Origin of the sequence: Paramagnetospirillum marisnigri, from assembly GCF_001650715.1 — a bacterium.
Lineage (GTDB): Bacteria > Pseudomonadota > Alphaproteobacteria > Rhodospirillales > Magnetospirillaceae > Phaeospirillum > Phaeospirillum marisnigri.
The window spans coordinates 1-15,910 of sequence record NZ_LWQT01000069.1 but is presented as its reverse complement, the minus strand read 5'-3'; the positions used below and the strand labels follow the sequence as shown (position 1 = coordinate 15,910).

At 63.9% G+C, this 15,910-nt stretch carries 18 protein-coding genes; 8 read left to right on the top strand and 10 right to left on the bottom strand.

The features are described 5' to 3' along the window. The 3 genes from A6A04_RS13965 to A6A04_RS13955 form a co-directional block, all read right to left on the bottom strand. The coding region (locus A6A04_RS13965; RefSeq protein ID WP_156612614.1) for a FeoB small GTPase domain-containing protein at positions 1–182 on the bottom strand (182 nt) is incomplete at its 3' end. Between the two features lie 36 nt (positions 183–218). After that, complete coding sequence (locus A6A04_RS13960; RefSeq protein ID WP_245651207.1) at positions 219–473, bottom strand: FeoA family protein; 255 nt, start codon at positions 471–473, stop codon at positions 219–221. A gap of 74 nt (positions 474–547) precedes the next feature. Next, positions 548–1,945 carry a carbohydrate porin gene (locus A6A04_RS13955; protein WP_245651206.1) on the bottom strand — a complete coding sequence of 466 codons (1,398 nt, stop codon included), beginning with the start codon at positions 1,943–1,945 and terminating at the stop codon, positions 548–550. A 139-nt stretch (positions 1,946–2,084) separates the two neighbouring features. Here A6A04_RS13955 and A6A04_RS23185 point away from each other — a divergent pair, with 139 nt between their 5' ends. Next, a complete protein-coding gene (locus tag A6A04_RS23185) occupies positions 2,085–2,267 on the top strand; it encodes a transposase (RefSeq protein ID WP_082036466.1) in 183 nt (60 codons plus the stop codon). A 43-nt stretch (positions 2,268–2,310) separates the two neighbouring features. On the opposite strand, the gene A6A04_RS13950 is transcribed toward A6A04_RS23185, so the two are convergent. From A6A04_RS13950 to A6A04_RS23180, 4 genes are all read right to left on the bottom strand, one after another. Then, positions 2,311–3,276 carry a protein kinase domain-containing protein gene (locus A6A04_RS13950; protein WP_068493893.1) on the bottom strand — a complete coding sequence of 322 codons (966 nt, stop codon included), beginning with the start codon at positions 3,274–3,276 and terminating at the stop codon, positions 2,311–2,313. A gap of 6 nt (positions 3,277–3,282) precedes the next feature. Continuing rightward, positions 3,283–4,191 carry a hypothetical protein gene (locus tag A6A04_RS13945; RefSeq protein ID WP_245651205.1) on the bottom strand — a complete coding sequence of 303 codons (909 nt, stop codon included), beginning with the start codon at positions 4,189–4,191 and terminating at the stop codon, positions 3,283–3,285. Positions 4,192–4,219: 28 nt separating this feature from the next. Continuing rightward, entirely contained in the window at positions 4,220–5,200 is a 981-nt protein-coding gene (locus A6A04_RS13940; protein WP_041039569.1) for a hypothetical protein, read from the bottom strand. Between the two features lie 163 nt (positions 5,201–5,363). Next, positions 5,364–5,654 carry a hypothetical protein gene (locus A6A04_RS23180; protein WP_231848986.1) on the bottom strand — a complete coding sequence of 97 codons (291 nt, stop codon included), beginning with the start codon at positions 5,652–5,654 and terminating at the stop codon, positions 5,364–5,366. Between A6A04_RS23180 and mamY the strand changes: the two genes are divergently transcribed. The 4 genes from mamY (at position 5,643) to ftsZ (ending at position 10,491) form a co-directional block, all read left to right on the top strand. Next, positions 5,643–6,641, top strand: coding sequence for a liposome tubulation protein MamY (gene mamY, locus A6A04_RS13935; RefSeq protein ID WP_245651204.1), 999 nt, complete (start codon positions 5,643–5,645; stop codon positions 6,639–6,641). The two genes, A6A04_RS23180 and mamY, sit on opposite strands and share 12 nt — an antisense overlap. 180 nt (positions 6,642–6,821) lie before the next feature. Next, positions 6,822–7,592, top strand: a complete 771-nt coding sequence (mamX, locus tag A6A04_RS13930; RefSeq protein ID WP_008615076.1) for a magnetosome protein MamX — start codon at positions 6,822–6,824, stop codon at positions 7,590–7,592. Continuing rightward, positions 7,576–9,510 carry a magnetosome biogenesis transporter MamZ gene (mamZ, locus tag A6A04_RS13925; protein ID WP_009869363.1) on the top strand — a complete coding sequence of 645 codons (1,935 nt, stop codon included), beginning with the start codon at positions 7,576–7,578 and terminating at the stop codon, positions 9,508–9,510. Before mamX ends, mamZ begins: the two co-directional genes overlap by 17 nt. A gap of 45 nt (positions 9,511–9,555) precedes the next feature. Then, a complete protein-coding gene (gene ftsZ, locus A6A04_RS13920; protein ID WP_040475729.1) occupies positions 9,556–10,491 on the top strand; it encodes a cell division protein FtsZ in 936 nt (311 codons plus the stop codon). A gap of 37 nt (positions 10,492–10,528) precedes the next feature. Here the strand turns inward: ftsZ and A6A04_RS13915 are convergent, their stop codons facing one another. The 3 genes from A6A04_RS13915 to A6A04_RS13905 all read right to left on the bottom strand — a co-directional run bounded on the left by A6A04_RS13915 (position 10,529) and on the right by A6A04_RS13905 (position 14,350). Next, positions 10,529–10,855 carry a YnfA family protein gene (locus A6A04_RS13915; RefSeq protein ID WP_009869365.1) on the bottom strand — a complete coding sequence of 109 codons (327 nt, stop codon included), beginning with the start codon at positions 10,853–10,855 and terminating at the stop codon, positions 10,529–10,531. Positions 10,856–11,103: 248 nt separating this feature from the next. After that, positions 11,104–12,060 carry a CDF family Co(II)/Ni(II) efflux transporter DmeF gene (gene dmeF, locus A6A04_RS13910; RefSeq protein WP_009869366.1) on the bottom strand — a complete coding sequence of 319 codons (957 nt, stop codon included), beginning with the start codon at positions 12,058–12,060 and terminating at the stop codon, positions 11,104–11,106. 16 nt (positions 12,061–12,076) lie between these two features. Further along, positions 12,077–14,350 (bottom strand): heavy metal translocating P-type ATPase, encoded by a 2,274-nt coding sequence (locus tag A6A04_RS13905; RefSeq protein WP_236686274.1) that lies wholly within the window; start codon positions 14,348–14,350, stop codon positions 12,077–12,079. A 99-nt stretch (positions 14,351–14,449) separates the two neighbouring features. Between A6A04_RS13905 and A6A04_RS13900 the strand changes: the two genes are divergently transcribed. From A6A04_RS13900 to A6A04_RS13890, 3 genes are all read left to right on the top strand, one after another. Further along, the gene (locus A6A04_RS13900) at positions 14,450–14,875 is read left to right on the top strand and encodes a MerR family transcriptional regulator (RefSeq protein WP_009867026.1); all 426 of its coding nucleotides are present in this window, start codon (positions 14,450–14,452) and stop codon (positions 14,873–14,875) included. 105 nt (positions 14,876–14,980) lie between these two features. Next, positions 14,981–15,406: a Fur family transcriptional regulator gene (locus A6A04_RS13895; RefSeq protein ID WP_008615103.1), complete on the top strand. Its 426-nt coding sequence runs from the start codon at positions 14,981–14,983 to the stop codon at positions 15,404–15,406. Between the two features lie 135 nt (positions 15,407–15,541). Next, positions 15,542–15,790 carry a hypothetical protein gene (locus A6A04_RS13890; RefSeq protein WP_008615104.1) on the top strand — a complete coding sequence of 83 codons (249 nt, stop codon included), beginning with the start codon at positions 15,542–15,544 and terminating at the stop codon, positions 15,788–15,790. Positions 15,791–15,910 lie beyond the last annotated feature (120 nt).

Genomic DNA, 15,910 nt, shown 5'->3' with positions numbered 1-15,910 from the left:
ATGCCCGGCACATCGACGATGCGTAAGGGAACCCCGCCATGGGTGATCTCGCGCACATTCAAAGAGGTCGTCACCCGCTGATAGTTGGCGACGGCGGATTGGGCGCCTGTCAGGGCATTGAACAAGCTGGTGGAACCGGCATTGGGGTTACCCACTAATGCCACGGTGACGGGGGATTTCATATACGGCTACCCTTGAAGCGATGTCGGATGGGATGATTATTTCAAGCGAATGCGGATCTGCTGGGCCTCGGCATTGCGCAGGCCCAGGCTGTAGCCCATCAGGCTGTAGATGCGCGGATCACCTAACGGGGCCGAACGATCCAAGGTGACGGGAGTACCGGCCACGACGCCAAGAGACTGCATGCGGCGCTTGAAAACGCCGTCCTCGGTTTCGATCTTGACGATCTCACCCTGCTGCTCGGGGCGAAGGTCGGCAAGGGTAAGAGTGTCGGAATTCATCTGCTGCGCCACGGGACGACTCCTCTGAAACATGGTATCGCGGCCCTGGATGATTTTCAGGCAGTCCAGGGCTGGCACGAAAACGGTTAAAGCTTGAAAGAGGTCCTGAGGCCCAGCACGCTGGCATCGGGAATGGTCTTGGAGGTGTTCTCGGGCAAGGTGGTGGTGCCGCCCGGATGGAACAGGTACTGGCCAAAACCGGTAACGGACCACCAAGGGGTGACGGCGTAGCTGTACATGATCTCGACCACGGATTCGAAATCGTGATCCGGCGCGGTGGCGGTGCCAAAGCGGCGAGCATCGGCATCGCGCGACGCCAGCTCGTCACTCATCTTGCCATAGGCGAACGAGATGCCGGTGATGTCGTCATCACGCCCCTCGAAGGTCCCCTTCAGGGTCAGGCCGGTATCAAGCCAATAGGACATCTGATTGCGGTCGTCAGGCATGTATGTCGTGCGGAAGAAGGCGCCGACCCCGCTGTCCACCGTGCCTTCGCGCTTCCACAGCATGTGATCGACGATGCCGTAAACGGCCCAGTTGCCATGCAGATTCCGGGCGACGCCCGAGCTGGCGCCGCTGCCCAGGGACAGGCCGGTATTGTCGAAATGCTGATCGGCAGTCCGGCCGTTGTAATACCAGCCACCAAGCTTGAAAGTCGCCGGCAGTCCTGGCGAGTCCTTGTCCTGGTTGATGGAATAGGCAGCCTCACCGAACCATACCGGGGGAGAACCGAAGGAGAAATCCGTGCCGCTGCGATTGCGCTTCTGGGCATCGTTGCCCACATTGGTGCCAGGCGCCACGTTGCCGGAGAATACAGCGGCCATCAGGCTGATCTCTTCGGTGGGCTTGACCTTCAGGCGGGTGCCCATGTTAGCCAGGGGATAGCCGCCACCGCCCGATGGCATGTTGGCGGCATAGATGGCTGGCCAGCCGAAAGCGCTGTTCACCATATAGGCCGCGTAGGTGCTGGTGAAGAACTCCTCCTGCATGGGGATCTGACCGAAGCGCAGGGAAGCCCTGTCATCGAGCACGCTTTGCTCGAACCACAGCGAGAACAGACGGGTGGAAGGCGCAGCCTCTACACTGGAGACCGGGATCAGGCCGCCGATAAAGTTGGAGGTCAGCTGACGGCCCTGGATATGGAAGGCTGTAGCGTGGATTTTGCCGCCCTGCCACCCAACCAGCTTATCCAGATTGACGTCCAGATCACCTTGCAGAAGGGCCGCGCCAACAGCGCGCCGCTTGATGCCGCCCGAGGGATTGCCAAGGGTTTCTGCGGTGTAGGTAGCGGTCAACTCGACGCCCCTGTCGGCCAGATCCGTGCGAATCCCCCCCCAATCGCCGGTCAGCTTCTCACGATCCCAGAACCCCTTTTCTACCTCAGGAGTGACTTCATCTGCAACGGCAGGTAATACGGCAAGGACGAGGGAGGGAAGGACAAGGGCTCCAGCCAAAACGTTCGACAAACTGGCAATCTTCTTCATTGGAATACCCAGCGCAATTAAATAGTGCGATTAGCTCGCATCTTCAATAGCGCAGATCCCCCCCTCCTGACAAGACTCTATGTGGGAGGTCGTGCCCCGCCCAGCAGCATGCCGCTGGGGGTAAAAAGGGGGCACGGATATCGCCATCAGCCGTTCTCGTGGAGGACTGAGCACCAAAATCCATACCATCGTGGACGTGCGTGGATTGCCGGTGAAATTGCTGCTAACGCCTAGCAAAACCTCCGACAAGGCGGCGGCCCCGACCATGCTTGAGGGCTTACCGACGGCTCAGGCATTTGTCGGCGACCGAGGTTATGACTAGCAGACCCTCGTCGATCCGGTCAAATCCAATGGCTGCTGCGCCCTCAGGAAAAAAATGAGAGAAGTCGTTTGGTGGGTGGCTTGGCCGGAACGGCCTCGACTTTTGCCGCCGCCTTCAATAGGGCTTCCATGGCGGTGATCCTGATCATAGGAGCCTTGGCAGCCTTGATCAGATGTTCCGTCCAGTCGCGGACATGGAAGTCCGGGCTGAGCGCCCATTGCCGCAACAGATCCGAACTGTCCGGCCGGGTGAAATCGCTTTTGGTCAGGACGAGATTCTCGCCGTTGTGATGACGCTTCAGCAAATCGGGCTGGAAGGTCAAGGCCCGCAGGGACAGCAAAATCACCAGCATGGAAAAATGGTCGATGGTCCCGTCGAAATGCCGGACCTCACGCCGGGGGTGCTGGAAATTGACGCCCCCCAGCATGGTCGAGGCCAGCCCCTTCAACTCCGGCAGATACATGGAATCATAGTCGATCAGCTTCAGGGCGCCGTCCTGTCCGACCAGGACGTTGTCGTGCTTCAGATCGCCATGGGCGACGCCCCGTTGCAGCAAATCCAGGCACAGACGACTCCACGCCCGGGTCAATCCGGCCAGGGCGGGAGCGTTTTCCCGCTGACACAGGATCTGGACGACGGCCCCCAGGCCCCGACCATCGACCCAGGGCATGGTCACCACCGCGTAATCGGCATGGGGGGCGACGCTGGAGGTCACGAAGACCTCCGCCGGAAGAAACCGCAGGGGCACCACATAGGGGCATTGGGCGCTCCGGCAGAACTTGGCCACGGCGGCATAGCGGCGCGGCAGATCCGAGACTTCGCGGGTGAAGCACTTGACCGCCACATGCTCCCCCTCCGGGGTCACCATCTTGAACACCCCGGCGAAGTTTCCCGCCAGGAAGACCGGGCTGCAGCGGGCATCCAGATGCGGCCGGACGTCCAGGGTCGCGAAACGCCCTTTGGCGTTGGCGATGGCCGCCTTGTAATCGTTGATCAGGGGAAACGGCATGGCGAATCACCGGGACCGGGCAAGATCGACGTCGATCATGATCAACGTGCAATCGTCATTGGCCAGCAGCCCCTTGCCGCACAGGGCGCGGACCTGCTCGGCGAAGGCTTGATCGGATTTGAGGCAATCGCGCAGGGCCGTCAGCTCGGCGGACAGGCCGGGCCCCGGCGTGGCGCGATGGGCACGGGCGGCCTTGCCAAGCTTGCTCTCGCCGGTGCCAGACAGCCGCTGGAATTCTCCCACCAGCCCCGCCGCCGCCGCGGGGCGGGGCTGACCGGCCAGGGTCCGCAGCAGCAGATACTGGCCGATCCCGTCCGACGCCAGCACCACCGTCGCCCGATCCGGCAATACCATTTCCCCGGCATGGAATCCGGAATCGTGCGGCAGATCCTTCCAGTTGAGCAAGAGGGGCGCACGGTCCAGCGCCGACAACGAGGCTGGATAACAGGCCGCCAGGACAGGCTGGCGGCCGGTGCGGTCGAACACCATCATCTGGCTGTCGCCATAGCCCATCCATCGCAGCCGGACCCGGCCCAGGCGATGGACGAGCCAGCCGGCCGCCAGCGTGGCGAACGAGCCTTCCCGGATGAATTTGCTGTGCCGGGCGGGAGTGGCTTTGGACAAGGCGGCATATTCCGAGCGAAAGCCCAGGCAGAACCCGTCCATCCACTGGTTCAGCGCATTCACCCCAGCGATGGGGGTCTTGGGCAGACGGCTCACCAGCGTTTCGGCCCAGGGGCCGCAGAACAGCCCCGCCCCTCCGGCTCCGTCGGAGACGGCGGCCAGCAAGCCGTTGGGAATCCGGGCCAGCCGTAGCCGGTCTTCGTTTTGCCGCCACCGCAGCCTGTCGCCATCGGCATAGCTGTCGTTGCGGGGCTTGACGATCGAGCGGCCCTGGGCTGTCCAAGTGAGCATGGGGGTAGCGCGCCGGATCAAGGGCGGATCAGCCTTGATCGCCATATTCGATCCGCACGGATGGTTCTTCCAGCACGAAGGAATCCTCGATCAGGGATTCGGCCTCGATTCCCGGCGGCGTGAAGGGCTCCATGGCCACCGACAGGCCGATGGCCTGACGGGTGCCGATATCCAGCAGCTTGAGCAGCGCCACGGCATCGGCGTTGAAAGCCATGCCCTTGATGGAAGGGGTGCGGCCGGGGTCACGGTCGAAGATTTCGCAGATGACGGCGCGATGGCGATTGGACAATTCGCTCGACATCTCGAACAGCAGCTTGGCATAGGGGTCGCGGGGCAGTTCCGCCGCCGAAGCGGGGAACACCACCGATGCATCGCTGCCGCCCGCGATATGACAGTTGATGAGCAAGACATTGCCGTCGCCGGTCTTCAGCCCGGTCAGCTTGCGCGCCGTGGCCAGAAGCTCGGCATCGGAATTGACGTCGTTGGCCATGCCGTCGGTAATGTTGATGACCACCGGCGGGAACGAATCCGGATTGTTGCGCACCCATTCCGCCAAGGTGGCATGGGCCAAACCGAACGCGGCGTTCATGGGGGTGCTGTCCACTCCCACCGGATCGATCCAGCGCGACAAGGTGATGCGCTCGATCAGCACCTGCCCGCGCATCTCGGTTTCGATCTCTACTTCCTCGATCTCGGCCTTGGCCGCCACTTCCGGAATGGGAACCAGCCGACGACCCGCCAAGCCGCCGCGCCAGCAGAATTCCGGGCGATTGGTGCGGCCGTAGCCGATGATCCCGATGTCGAAATAATCGCGCACGCCTTCATCGCGCATGCAGCGGTTGACCAGTTCCTCCAAGGTGCCGTTCAAGGCATTGGCCACCACCTCGGCGCGGCTGACCATCTTTCCCGACCGATCGGGACCGAAGGGCTTGTTCATGGATCGGGACTGATCGACCAGGAACAAGAAGACTCCCTTGCACTCCCTGCTGATTTCCTGGGAATAGCTCATGCTTGCCTCCTGCCCGCCGATCACTGTCGCCAGCCCATCAAGGACCGGACAAACCCTGATTTCGGGCGATAGCATAATGCCGCCGCCATGTACACCGCCATGTTCAACAATGCAGCATCGTGTTGACGAAGCATAGGATTGTGATAATCATACGCAATTTCAGTCATTGACGCATCGACGCCCAACCCATATCAATGGATTGTTTCGAAGGTATCCCGCCGTTCGCCTTGCTGTTACTATAAGGGGAACGCCTGCGGGGCGGCGCATTGGGATGGCGATTGCGGCCATCATGGGAGATGTCCTTATGTTGATGGGGTTTAACAAGGCAGCCTTCGGCAAGTTGAATTCCGCCTCCCGCGCGGCCTTGATCGGCGCGGTCATTTGGGCTGTCCTGTCCATCGTCTATCTGACCATTTTCAATGGTTGGAAAAATCTCTTCACCATGCTTCCCCATGAATTCTTCATCGTGCTGCTGTCCATCGCCTTGCCGATCGGACTGACCGTCCTGATTCTCATGCTCTCGCGGATCGTGAAAAGCGTGGACACCTTGAAATCCGAGGTGACCACCCTGTCCCGGAACGATGTGTCGTCGGAGGGCTCCGTGGCCATGCTGGCCGACCTGTTCCGCGAGCATCGCGCCGCCATCGCCGCCCAGGTGGAGGCCCAGGTGGAAGCGACCACCCAGCTGATCCGGCTGAACCAGGAGGGCCGCGCCCTTGCCGCGCCCGCGCAGGCATCCGGCACCGACGAGGCCATGACCTTGCTGGCCCAGCTGTTCCGCGAGCATCGCGAGGCGGTGGCCGCCCAGTTGGAGGCCCAGGCCTCGGCCACCGCCCAGCTGGTCCAGGTGACCCGCGACAGCCGCGACGGCATCGTCGATGAGCTGCGCTCCCAGCGGGTGCTGTCGCAAGAGATCACCCAGGAATTGTCCCAGATCGCCCAAAGCCGCACCGTCGCGCCGGCGGCCCCCGGCCTCGACCCGTCGCAGCGGATCGACCGCATGCGGGCCTTGGCCGAGGTTCTGGGGCTGGCCCTCAACGATCTGTCCATGACCGCCACCCAGGTGCTGACCGAACATCTGAACGCCGCCCATGGCGACCGGGACGGAACGCGGAAATTCATCTCGACCCTGACCACAGCCTATTTCGCCGGCGACAAGAACGTCTTTTTCCGCAGCTTGGTCCAAGAAGCGGTCAACCGCTCGGAACAGCTGCGCCGTTGCGCCGAGGACACCGAAAGCGTCCGCCAGCAGATTTCCAAGATCTTGCGCGAAGCCCGCGAGATCCGCTCGCTGGTGGCCGCCTGCGATCCCAACGACCTCGTCCGTATCGTCTTCGAGGACGGCGAGTTGTGGGCCTTGGAAAAAGCCCTAGCCGAACACTTCCTGATCGACGGAAGCCCCGTCTGGACGGAAACCGCGCCCGATTCCGGCATGGACTGATGGGCTATGGTCATTCCATTCCGAACCGGGATATGAGAAACTTCCGCCTCGACAGTTTGGAGCCGTTCTTATAAGCGGCCACCCCCGACGCCAAAGCACAAACCGGTTAAACACTTTGCCATCGATCGAGTCCCCGTGAGCAGTAAGGCCGTTGCACATCCCAATATCGCGGTTTGGATCATGGCGCTGGGCATTGCCTTCAGCATGGCCCTGGTTCTGACCGCCGTGTTCAACGCCAATCCCTGGGAGGACCACACCTACGATCTGGCCCCGCCCATCGTCGCCGGAATGCCCGCCCCCCATCGCGACGGCCGCGAGAAGATGGTCTGCTCCAGCTGCCACATCGTCACCCCCCCGGCCATCGGCACCGGACCGGGATCGGGAACCCTGCCCATCGTCCAGGGAACCCCGGCGCCCCATGTGGACGGCCGCGAAAAAATGCCCTGCGCCAGTTGCCACACCATCGTGAAGAAAGGCAGCGTCGCCAAGGGCGCCAAGGCGGCGCCGCTTCCGGCTGCGGTCACACCGGGCATGCCCCTGCCCGAGGCGGTGAGCGTGGCCCTGGCGGTGGCTCCGGCCCCCGCCGCCGTCCCCCTGGGCAACGAAGCCCACGAACGGATGGTGCCCTTCCGCTATCAGGGCAAGGTCGTGAGCATCGCCGGAGCCGGAGCCCGCTCGGTCTGGGGCGACATCTACATCCAGATCAACGACGGCATCAATCCGCCCATCTGGATCGACTTGGCCCCGCGCTGGTATCTGCAGGCCGAGGGCTGCGTGGTTCGTCCCGGCATGTTCGTCAAGGGCACCGCCTTCCGCGATCCGACCCAAGCCGCCGCAGGACTGGATTACGCCATGAGCGTCATGGCCAACGGCGAAATCTGCGCCTTGCGCGACAATCACCTCAACGGCCTTTGGGCGAATGCGGGAGGCATGGATGCCGAGGAACGCTGAGGCTCCGGCCAAGGGGACGACGGCGGCCGACTTCGCCCCCACCCAATGGAACATCATCTATCTGCTGATGACCGTGGGCGCCCTGATGGCGGCGCTGTCCATTTCCATCCAGCCCCTGCTGCTGGACAAGATCTTCGGCATCGCCTTCGAAAAGGAAGGCGCCGTCAACGCCGATATCCAGGTGGTGGCGGAAATCGTCTCCATCGTCTGTGTGGGCTGGTTCGGCCTGCTGTCCGATCGCATCGGCCGGGTGCGGATCATCGCCCTGGGCTTCCTGATCGCCGTGGTCGGCGCGGCGGTATCGCTGCTCAGCCTTCAGGTAGGACTGGCCTTCGGCGCCGCCGGTCTGGTGCTGTTCTATCTGACCCGGGTACTGCTGACCGTGGGCGCCGATACCGTCCAGTTGCAGCTGTCCACCCTGGTGGGCGATGTGTCGTCGCGCGCCAACCGGCCGCGCCTCATGGGGAATCTGGTCTTCATGATGGTGTTCGGCGGCACCATGCTGGCCGCCATCGTCATGCAGATGGCCGATTATCCCGGCGGCGTCTTCCTCATCATGTGCCTGCCGCTGCTGGCCGGAATCGCCGGTTTCCAGCTGACACGGCGCAATCTGCGGGACGTGGCCCCGCCCCAGCCGGCCTCGGGAGACGACGAACATCCGCTGCGGCAGGTCTGGACGGTGATCACCAGCGATCCGCGCATGCAGCTGGCCTTCGCCGCCGCCTTCTACACCCGCGCCGACGTGATCATCCTCAGCCTGTTCTTCTCGCTGTGGTGCATTTCCGTTTCCGATCTGGTGGGGGTGACCCGCACCTTCGCCACCGCCCATGCCGCCGTGATGATCGGCCTGCTGGGGCTGGCGGTGCTGGCGGCGGTGCCGCTATGGCGCAGCTTCATAGAACGGCACAGCCGCATTTCCGCCATCGGCGCCAGCCTGTCCCTGGCGGCGCTGGGCTATATCTGGCTGGGCATGTTCGCCAATCCCTTCAACTGGCTGGTGGCGCTGCCGCTGCTGATGGTGGGAATCGGCCATGCGGGATGTTTCGTGACCCTTCAGGTTCTGACCGTGGACGCCTCGCCCAAGCCGATCCTGGGGGCCATGGTGGGAGCCGGTTATCTGGTCGGCGGCCTGGGAACCGTCATGCTGGTCCAAAGCGGCGGCTATTATTTCGACGCCCTCGGCCCCCGCGCCCCGTTCATCTTGATGGGAACGGGCAAGATGCTGGTGACCCTTTACGCCGCCTGGCTGCTGGCCAACGGCATCGACGAAACCTGCGACCATCATCTGAAATCGGCCCGCACCGTGGATTGGAAGCCGCTAGTGTTCCTGACCGCCGCGTTGCCCTTCGTCTGGCTGGTGGGACGCAGCGTCATCGAGGGCTATATCTCCAACGGGTCCCTGGGCGAGGCCCCCGTCGGCTTCGTCAACCGCTATCTCGGCGATTGGGCCTTCACCTTCTTGATTATTTCCCTGGCCATGCGTCCGGTCCAGGAAATCACCGGCATCAAGACCCTGGCCAAATACCGGCGCATGATCGGGCTGTTCGCCTTTTTCTACGCGGTGATGCACGTCTTGGCCTATATCGCCTTGGAATGGGCGCTCAATCTGGGCGACATGATGGGCGACATCTACAAGCGGCCGTTCATCTTGCTCGGTCTGGTGGCGTTCGCGCTGCTGATTCCACTGGCCTTCACCTCGGCCAACAGCCAGATCAAGCGGATCGGCGGCAAGCGCTGGAAGAAACTGCACAGTGCTACTTATGTGATCAACGCCCTGGTGGCGCTCCACTTCATCCTTGCCGCCAATCACGAAAACGGCGAACCCTATGTCTATGCGGCGGCCGTCATCGTTTTGCTGTGGTATCGCTTTCACCAGTGGCGGGGCGGGAACGTGCTGCGCGCCCTGCGGATCGGCTGATGAGGCTGGACACGCGGCGCATGTCTTATCGGCGGTGATGGTGCGATGACGATAGTCCGTCCGAGAATAGTGGTGATCGGCGTCGGCGGAGCCGGCGGCAACGCCGTCAACAACATGATCCAGTCCAAGATCGAGGGCGTGGAATTCATCGTCGCCAATACGGACGCCCAGGCGCTGGGGCTGAGCCTGACCGAGCGACGCATCCAACTCGGCGGCCGGGTTACCCAGGGATTGGGCGCCGGTTCGCGCCCGGACGTGGGCCGCGCCGCCGCGGAAGAAAGTCTCGAAGACATCCAAGACCTGATCGGCGACGCCCATATGGTGTTCATCACCGCCGGCATGGGCGGCGGCACCGGGTCGGGCGCGGCACCGGTCATCGCCAGGGCCGCCCGCGAACAGGGGATCCTTACCATCGGCGTGGTGACCAAGCCGTTCCACTTCGAAGGCAAGCACCGCATGCACACCGCCGATCTCGGCATTGAAGCCCTGCAAGAAGAGCTCGATACCCTGATCATCATCCCCAATCAGAACCTGTTCCGCGTCGCCACCGAGCGCACCACCTTCGCCGACGCCTTCAAGATGGCCGACGGCGTGCTCAATTCCGGGGTGCGCAGCGTCACCGATCTGGTGGTGATGCCCGGCCTGATCAACCTGGATTTCGCCGATATCCGCATCGTCATGAGCGAAATGGGCAAGGCCATCATGGGCACCGGCGAGGCCGCCGGCGAAAAGCGCGCGATCGACGCCGCCGAGGCCGCCATCTCCAACCCGCTGCTGGGCGACACCTCCATAAAGGGGGCCAAGGGCGTCCTGATCAACATCACCGGCGGCATGGACATGACCTTGTTCGAGGTGGACTCGGCCGCCAACCGCATCCGCGAGGAAGTGGCCGCCGAGGCCAACATCATTTTCGGATCCACCTTCGACGACGCCCTGGCCGGCAAGATGCGGGTTTCGGTGGTAGCCACCGGAATCGCCTGACGAACCCCCCCCCGCCGCCCTGCGGCCGATTACGGCATCACTCGCCGCGGGGGGCGAAAATAATCACCAGGGCGCCCGCCAGGCAGAAGGCGGCGCCCAGAACGTCCCACCGGTCCGGCGGGCTCTCTTCCACCGCCCACATCCACACCAACGACGACAAAATGTAGATGCCGCCATAGGCCGCATAGGCGCGACCGGCGAAATCGGCATCGACCCGGGTCAAGGCCCAGGCGAACAGGGCCAGACTGGCCATCCCCGGAGCCAGCCAGAAGGGCGATTTGCCCAGCCGGAGCCAGGCCCAGAACGCGAAGCAACCGCCGATCTCGGCGAAAGCGGCCAGAAGGTATGTCGGAATGGCCCACATCCTGATTTCATCCCCTTTTTCCCGGAAATCATAGCCGGACCACAGCACCGCCCGCCCCCGCGGCAAGCCGGATCAAGGCCGATTGCCATAAGCCGATCGGGAAGCCCCCCCTAAAGCCTTTTACGTCGAATGTGACGCAAAAGGCTTTAATCTTATGTATGCCCTCGCCGGGCGCAAACCTACGGTTTGCTTGGCCGCTCGCTCAATGCTCGCCAAAGCGGTTTGCGCCAGATAAAGCGCAAACCGCTTTAGCCGCAAGACGCCCCGTCGCAGGGATGGACCTCCACCGTGACATGGCTGAGTTCGTGAACCTCGGCCAGCAGCGTCTTGTAATGGCCCGGCTCGCGCGGGGTGCGGGTCACCAGTGAGACGATGGCCCCCCAATGGCCCGGCCCGATCTGCCAGAGATGAAGATCGGACAGCCGGTTGTCGGCATCGCCCTCGATGGCGGCGCGGACTTCCTCCGGCAGCTCCCGGTCGTCGCTGTGATCCAGCAAGACCGAACCGGTCTTGCGCAGCAAGCCCCAGGCCCATTTGCCGATGACGGCGGCCCCGACCAATCCCATCATGGGATCCATCCACCACCACCCCAGATATTTCCCCAGCAGCAGGGCGGCGATGGCCAACACCGAGGTGAGGACGTCTGCCAGGACATGGATATAGGCGGCCTGGAGATTGTGGTCGTGATGGTCGCGATGATGGTCGTGATCGTGGTGGTGGCCGCAGTGATCATGGTCGTCGCCGAGGCCGTGTCCGCCCAAGATCCCGGCGCTGACCACGTTGACGACCAACCCAATGACGGCGACCATCAGGGCCTCGTCGAAGGCGATGGCTTGGACCGTCATCAGGCGGTTTGCCGATTCCCACACCATCAGCAGCGCCACCATGCAAAGGATAATGGCGCTGGTAAAGCCGCCCAGCGTCCCGACCTTGCCGGTGCCGAAGGTAAAGCGCTGGTCGTCGGCGTGACTGCGGGCGAAGGCATAGGCGAAGGCGGCGATTCCCAAGGCGCCTGCATGGGTGGACATATGCCAGCCGTCGGCCAGCAGTGCCATGGAGTTGAAGATCGTGCCAGCCGCGATCTCGGCCACCATCATGGCGATGGTCAGAGCCACCACGATCTTGGTCCGGCGTTCGGCGGATGCTTCCAGGCCCGATTGGAAATGGTGGCTGTGTTGCCATGACGACAGATTGTGTACATGCATGATCGCCCCTCCATCCCTAGGCAAGCCTCTGTTTCAAGGTATTCGACGACGAGGATAAGCCCATGCCGTCCTCGGACCTCTGAGTAGCGCCGGCCTTCAGCAAGCGCAATCCATTGAAGGCCACCAGAAGGGCCGCTCCCATATCCGCCGCGATGGCTCCCCACAGGGTCGCGATGTCCAAAATCGCCAGCACCATGAACACCGCCTTCAGGGTGATGGCGAAACCGATATTCTGGCGGATGACCGTCATCATCCGGCGGGAATGGCCGATGAGCCAGGCCAACCTGGTCAGATCGTCGGACATCAGCGCCAGATCCGAGGTTTCGATGGCGGTATCGGTTCCGGCGGCCCCCATGGCGATGCCCAGGGACGACCGGGCCATGGCGGGGGCGTCGTTGACTCCGTCTCCCACCATGGCGACGGTTCCGAATTGCCGGGCGAGATCGTCCATGGCCTCGCTTTTGTCCTCGGGCAGCAGTTCCGCCAGGACGAGATCGAAGCCCAGGGCAGCGGCCACCCGCTCTCCGGTGGCGGCGTTGTCTCCGGTCAGCATGATCAGTTTGCCCACCCCGGCCCGGCGTAGGCCCGCCAGCGCCGTCGCGGCTTCCGGACGAATGGGATCGGACAGGGCGATCAGCCCGCGTACCCCGGCGGCATCCCCCACCGCCACCACCGACCGCCCCCCTTCCGCCAAGGCCAGGGCCGCCTCGCGCACGGCAGGCGTCTCGGCACCCCGCTCCATCGCGTAACGATGGGAGCCCAGCCACACCGCCTCGCCGTCGACGACCCCGCACATCCCCTTGCCGGGCAGGGACTGGACGGATTCGGCCGGAGGCGGAGCAATGCCCCCGGCGGCGGCGTGATCGAGGATGGCCCGGCCCAGCGGGTGGGTGCTGCGCGCCTCCAGCGCCGCCGCAAGCCGCAAGATGCGGCCCTCGTCGCCGCCGTCCAGCGCCATCACCCGTTCGACACCGGGGCGGCCCAAAGTCACGGTTCCCGTCTTGTCGAAGGCGATGGCGGACAGCCGCGACGCCGTTTCAAGATATTCCCCGCCCTTGACCAGCACACCGGCCCGCGCCGCCGAGGCCATGGCGGCCACCACCGTCAGCGGCGTCGAGATCACCAGGGCGCAGGGGCATGAAATGACCAGCAACACCAAGGAGCGGTAGATCCATTCGGACCAGTCCAGGCCGAGCGCCAGCGGCGGCAGCACCGCCACCGCCACGGCACCGGCCAGGACGACGGGGGTATAGATCGCGGCGAAGCGATCGACCCAGCGCTCCACCTTGGATCGCTTGCCCTGGGCCTCCTCCACCAGCCGGGCCACCTTGGCCAGGGTGGTTTCACCGGCCGGTTTAAGGTTTTGCACCTCCAAGACGCCGTCGGCATTGATGGTGCCCGCGAAAACCTCCGTGCCCACGCTTTTCAGCACCGGCACGCTTTCCCCGGTGATCGGCGCCTGATCCACCATGCTTTCGCCCACCAGGACGCGGCCGTCCAGGGGAATGCGTTCACCCGGCAGCACGACGAAGACGGCCCCCACGGGTACATCCTCTGGCGCCGCCAGGGATTCGGCTCCGTCGGTTCCCTTTACCCGCGCCATGGGCGGGGTGAGTTCCATCAGCGAGGCGATAGCCCGGCGAGCGCGCTCGGCGCTCCAGCTCTCCAGCGCCAGGGACAGCGCGAACAGCGCCGAAACGGTAGCCGCCTCCATCCAGTCCCCCAGTGCCATGGCACCGAAGACCGCGACACTCATCAACAAATTCATGTCCGGCCGCAGCGAGCGAAAGGCATGCAGTGCCTTGGGCAGCACCATCCACAAGCCCACCGCCACGGCCACGGCCTCGGCGATCTGGGCGGGGAGCGGCACCTTGACCGCCTGGTCGAGAATCAGCCCCAGCAGCGCGGCGCCGCCGCTGAGCCCCGCCAGAACCGCCTGAAGCAACCGGCGCGAGGAATTGGCCTTGTCGCGCTCGGCCACGCTGGTGCGTTCCCACGGCTCCGCCCTCATTCCCGTGCGCGAAACGGCGGCGATCACCGCGTCGGCGTCGATATCGGCCCGGACAATCATCTTGCCGTTGAGCAGATCGAAGCTCAGGCGCTCGTCCCCTCCGGCCAGCGGGCCGACGGCCGCCTTCAGCGTCCGCATCTCCTCGACGCAGCACATGCCGGTGATGCGGAAGGCCCGGGACTTACCCGGCCGAGGCGGCTGGAGCGCCGCAGTGGGAAGAGCCGCTGACGCGCCCCCGCCGCAACATTTGCTGGTGCAGCAAGATTTGGCTTCCGACATGACCCGAACTCCTTCGACGCGGCCCGTGATCGCGCTGGACAATCACCCGATTCAAGTGGAGCATGGCCCCTGGAGCCACTACAGAGTCAACGGAAAATCATGACGCTTCAGCCCTTCAATATCGGCGGCCTCAGCCGGCAGACCGGCGTCAACATCGAAACCATCCGCTACTACGAGAAGATCGGGATGCTGCCGCCGCCGGCACGAAGCCAGGGCGGATTTCGGCAATATGAGGACCACCATATTCAGCGGCTCCGCTTCATTCGCCGGGGCCGCGATCTGGGCTTTTCCATCGATTCCATCCGTGCCCTGCTGACTCTGGCCGAACGACCCGATTCCCCGTGCGAAGGCGCCGATCAGATGGTTCTCCTCCATCTTGACGAGGTGGAACGCAAAATTGCCGACCTCACCCTTTTGCGCGACGAATTGCGGAAGATGAAGAATTGCTGCGGACAGGTGGTCGCCCAATGCCAGATCATCGGCTCGCTGACCGCCCCCGGCTCCGCACAGCAGGACGCTATATGACCGCGACGGCAGCGAAACGCGCGGTTGCGCTCTCGCGCTTTGCCAACCTCTCCCTTGATGGTACCTTTCCCCCTGAACCGGCAGGAAAAATCGGATGAGACGGCCATGATTTCTCGAATCGAACAACGTTGCATCGACAAGAACATGAAAATGACCGGCCAGCGCCGGGTCATCGCCCGCGTCCTGTCCGAGTCCTCCGACCATCCGGATGTGGAGGAAGTCTACCGCCGGGCGGCCGAGATCGATCCCCATATCAGCATCGCCACGGTCTATCGCACCGTGCGGCTGTTCGAGGAAACCGCCATCTTGAAGCGGCACGATTTCGGCGACGGCCGCGCCCGCTACGAAGAAGCTGACGGTGATCACCACGATCACCTGATCGACCTGAAAACCGGCAAGGTCATCGAATTCTCCAGCGAGGAGATCGAATCCCTGCAAAAGGAAATCGCCACGCGCTACGGCTACCGGGTCGTGGGCCACCGCCTGGAGCTGTTCGGAGTTCCGCTGGCCGCCGACGAAACCGCCGACTGAGGCGGGCCCCCCCCCAAGCGGCACGGCAATCCGCGCGGCTCATCGGGGGCGATGCGAATACCCATTGACAATGAGTGGCAATTGCGGCTTTCTGTAGATGCGATTTGTTCGCAATCATAGCCGAGGAGATGCCCCATGAGCCGTCAAGCCGCCACCTTCTCTCCTTCCGCCGGGTCCCGCGCGGTCGTTCGTTCCACCGTCGCCGGTGCCGGTGGCGCCGTGGCGGCGGGAACCGCCAAGGCCGCGGGCTTCCTGACCATGGGCAAGATGGCCGGTGTCGGCTTGGGCGCCCTAGCCGGCGGTCCGCTGGGCGCCGCCGTCGCCGTCGGCTTGATGGCCGGTCTGATCTACGGATCCGCCGCCGCCCGTCACCGTCGGGTCTGAACCCCTTCCGATGGAACTAAACTGCCCGCCGCCCATGGCGCGGGCCGCCCCTCTCTCGGTCAGGCCCGTGCCGCGGCGGCGGGTGCCGGGCTGACGAACAGGCGGATGTCGCGGGCGTGG

Bases quoted from the DNA above. Each gene is read 5' to 3' on its own strand.
- A6A04_RS13955 (WP_245651206.1), bottom strand. From the start codon at position 1,945: ATGAAGAAGATTGCCAGTTTGTCGAACGTTTTGGCTGGAGCCCTTGTC.
- A6A04_RS13950 (WP_068493893.1), bottom strand. From the start codon at position 3,276: ATGCCGTTTCCCCTGATCAACGATTACAAGGCGGCCATCGCCAACGCC.
- A6A04_RS13945 (WP_245651205.1), bottom strand. From the start codon at position 4,191: ATGCTCACTTGGACAGCCCAGGGCCGCTCGATCGTCAAGCCCCGCAAC.
- A6A04_RS13940 (WP_041039569.1), bottom strand. From the start codon at position 5,200: ATGAGCTATTCCCAGGAAATCAGCAGGGAGTGCAAGGGAGTCTTCTTG.
- mamY (WP_245651204.1), top strand. From the start codon at position 5,643: ATGCTTCCCCATGAATTCTTCATCGTGCTGCTGTCCATCGCCTTGCCG.
- A6A04_RS23180 (WP_231848986.1), bottom strand. From the start codon at position 5,654: ATGGGGAAGCATGGTGAAGAGATTTTTCCAACCATTGAAAATGGTCAG.
- mamX (WP_008615076.1), top strand. From the start codon at position 6,822: ATGGCGCTGGGCATTGCCTTCAGCATGGCCCTGGTTCTGACCGCCGTG.
- mamZ (WP_009869363.1), top strand. From the start codon at position 7,576: ATGCCGAGGAACGCTGAGGCTCCGGCCAAGGGGACGACGGCGGCCGAC.
- ftsZ (WP_040475729.1), top strand. From the start codon at position 9,556: ATGACGATAGTCCGTCCGAGAATAGTGGTGATCGGCGTCGGCGGAGCC.
- A6A04_RS13915 (WP_009869365.1), bottom strand. From the start codon at position 10,855: ATGTGGGCCATTCCGACATACCTTCTGGCCGCTTTCGCCGAGATCGGC.
- dmeF (WP_009869366.1), bottom strand. From the start codon at position 12,060: ATGCATGTACACAATCTGTCGTCATGGCAACACAGCCACCATTTCCAA.
- A6A04_RS13905 (WP_236686274.1), bottom strand. From the start codon at position 14,350: ATGTCGGAAGCCAAATCTTGCTGCACCAGCAAATGTTGCGGCGGGGGC.
- A6A04_RS13900 (WP_009867026.1), top strand. From the start codon at position 14,450: ATGACGCTTCAGCCCTTCAATATCGGCGGCCTCAGCCGGCAGACCGGC.
- A6A04_RS13895 (WP_008615103.1), top strand. From the start codon at position 14,981: ATGATTTCTCGAATCGAACAACGTTGCATCGACAAGAACATGAAAATG.
- A6A04_RS13890 (WP_008615104.1), top strand. From the start codon at position 15,542: ATGAGCCGTCAAGCCGCCACCTTCTCTCCTTCCGCCGGGTCCCGCGCG.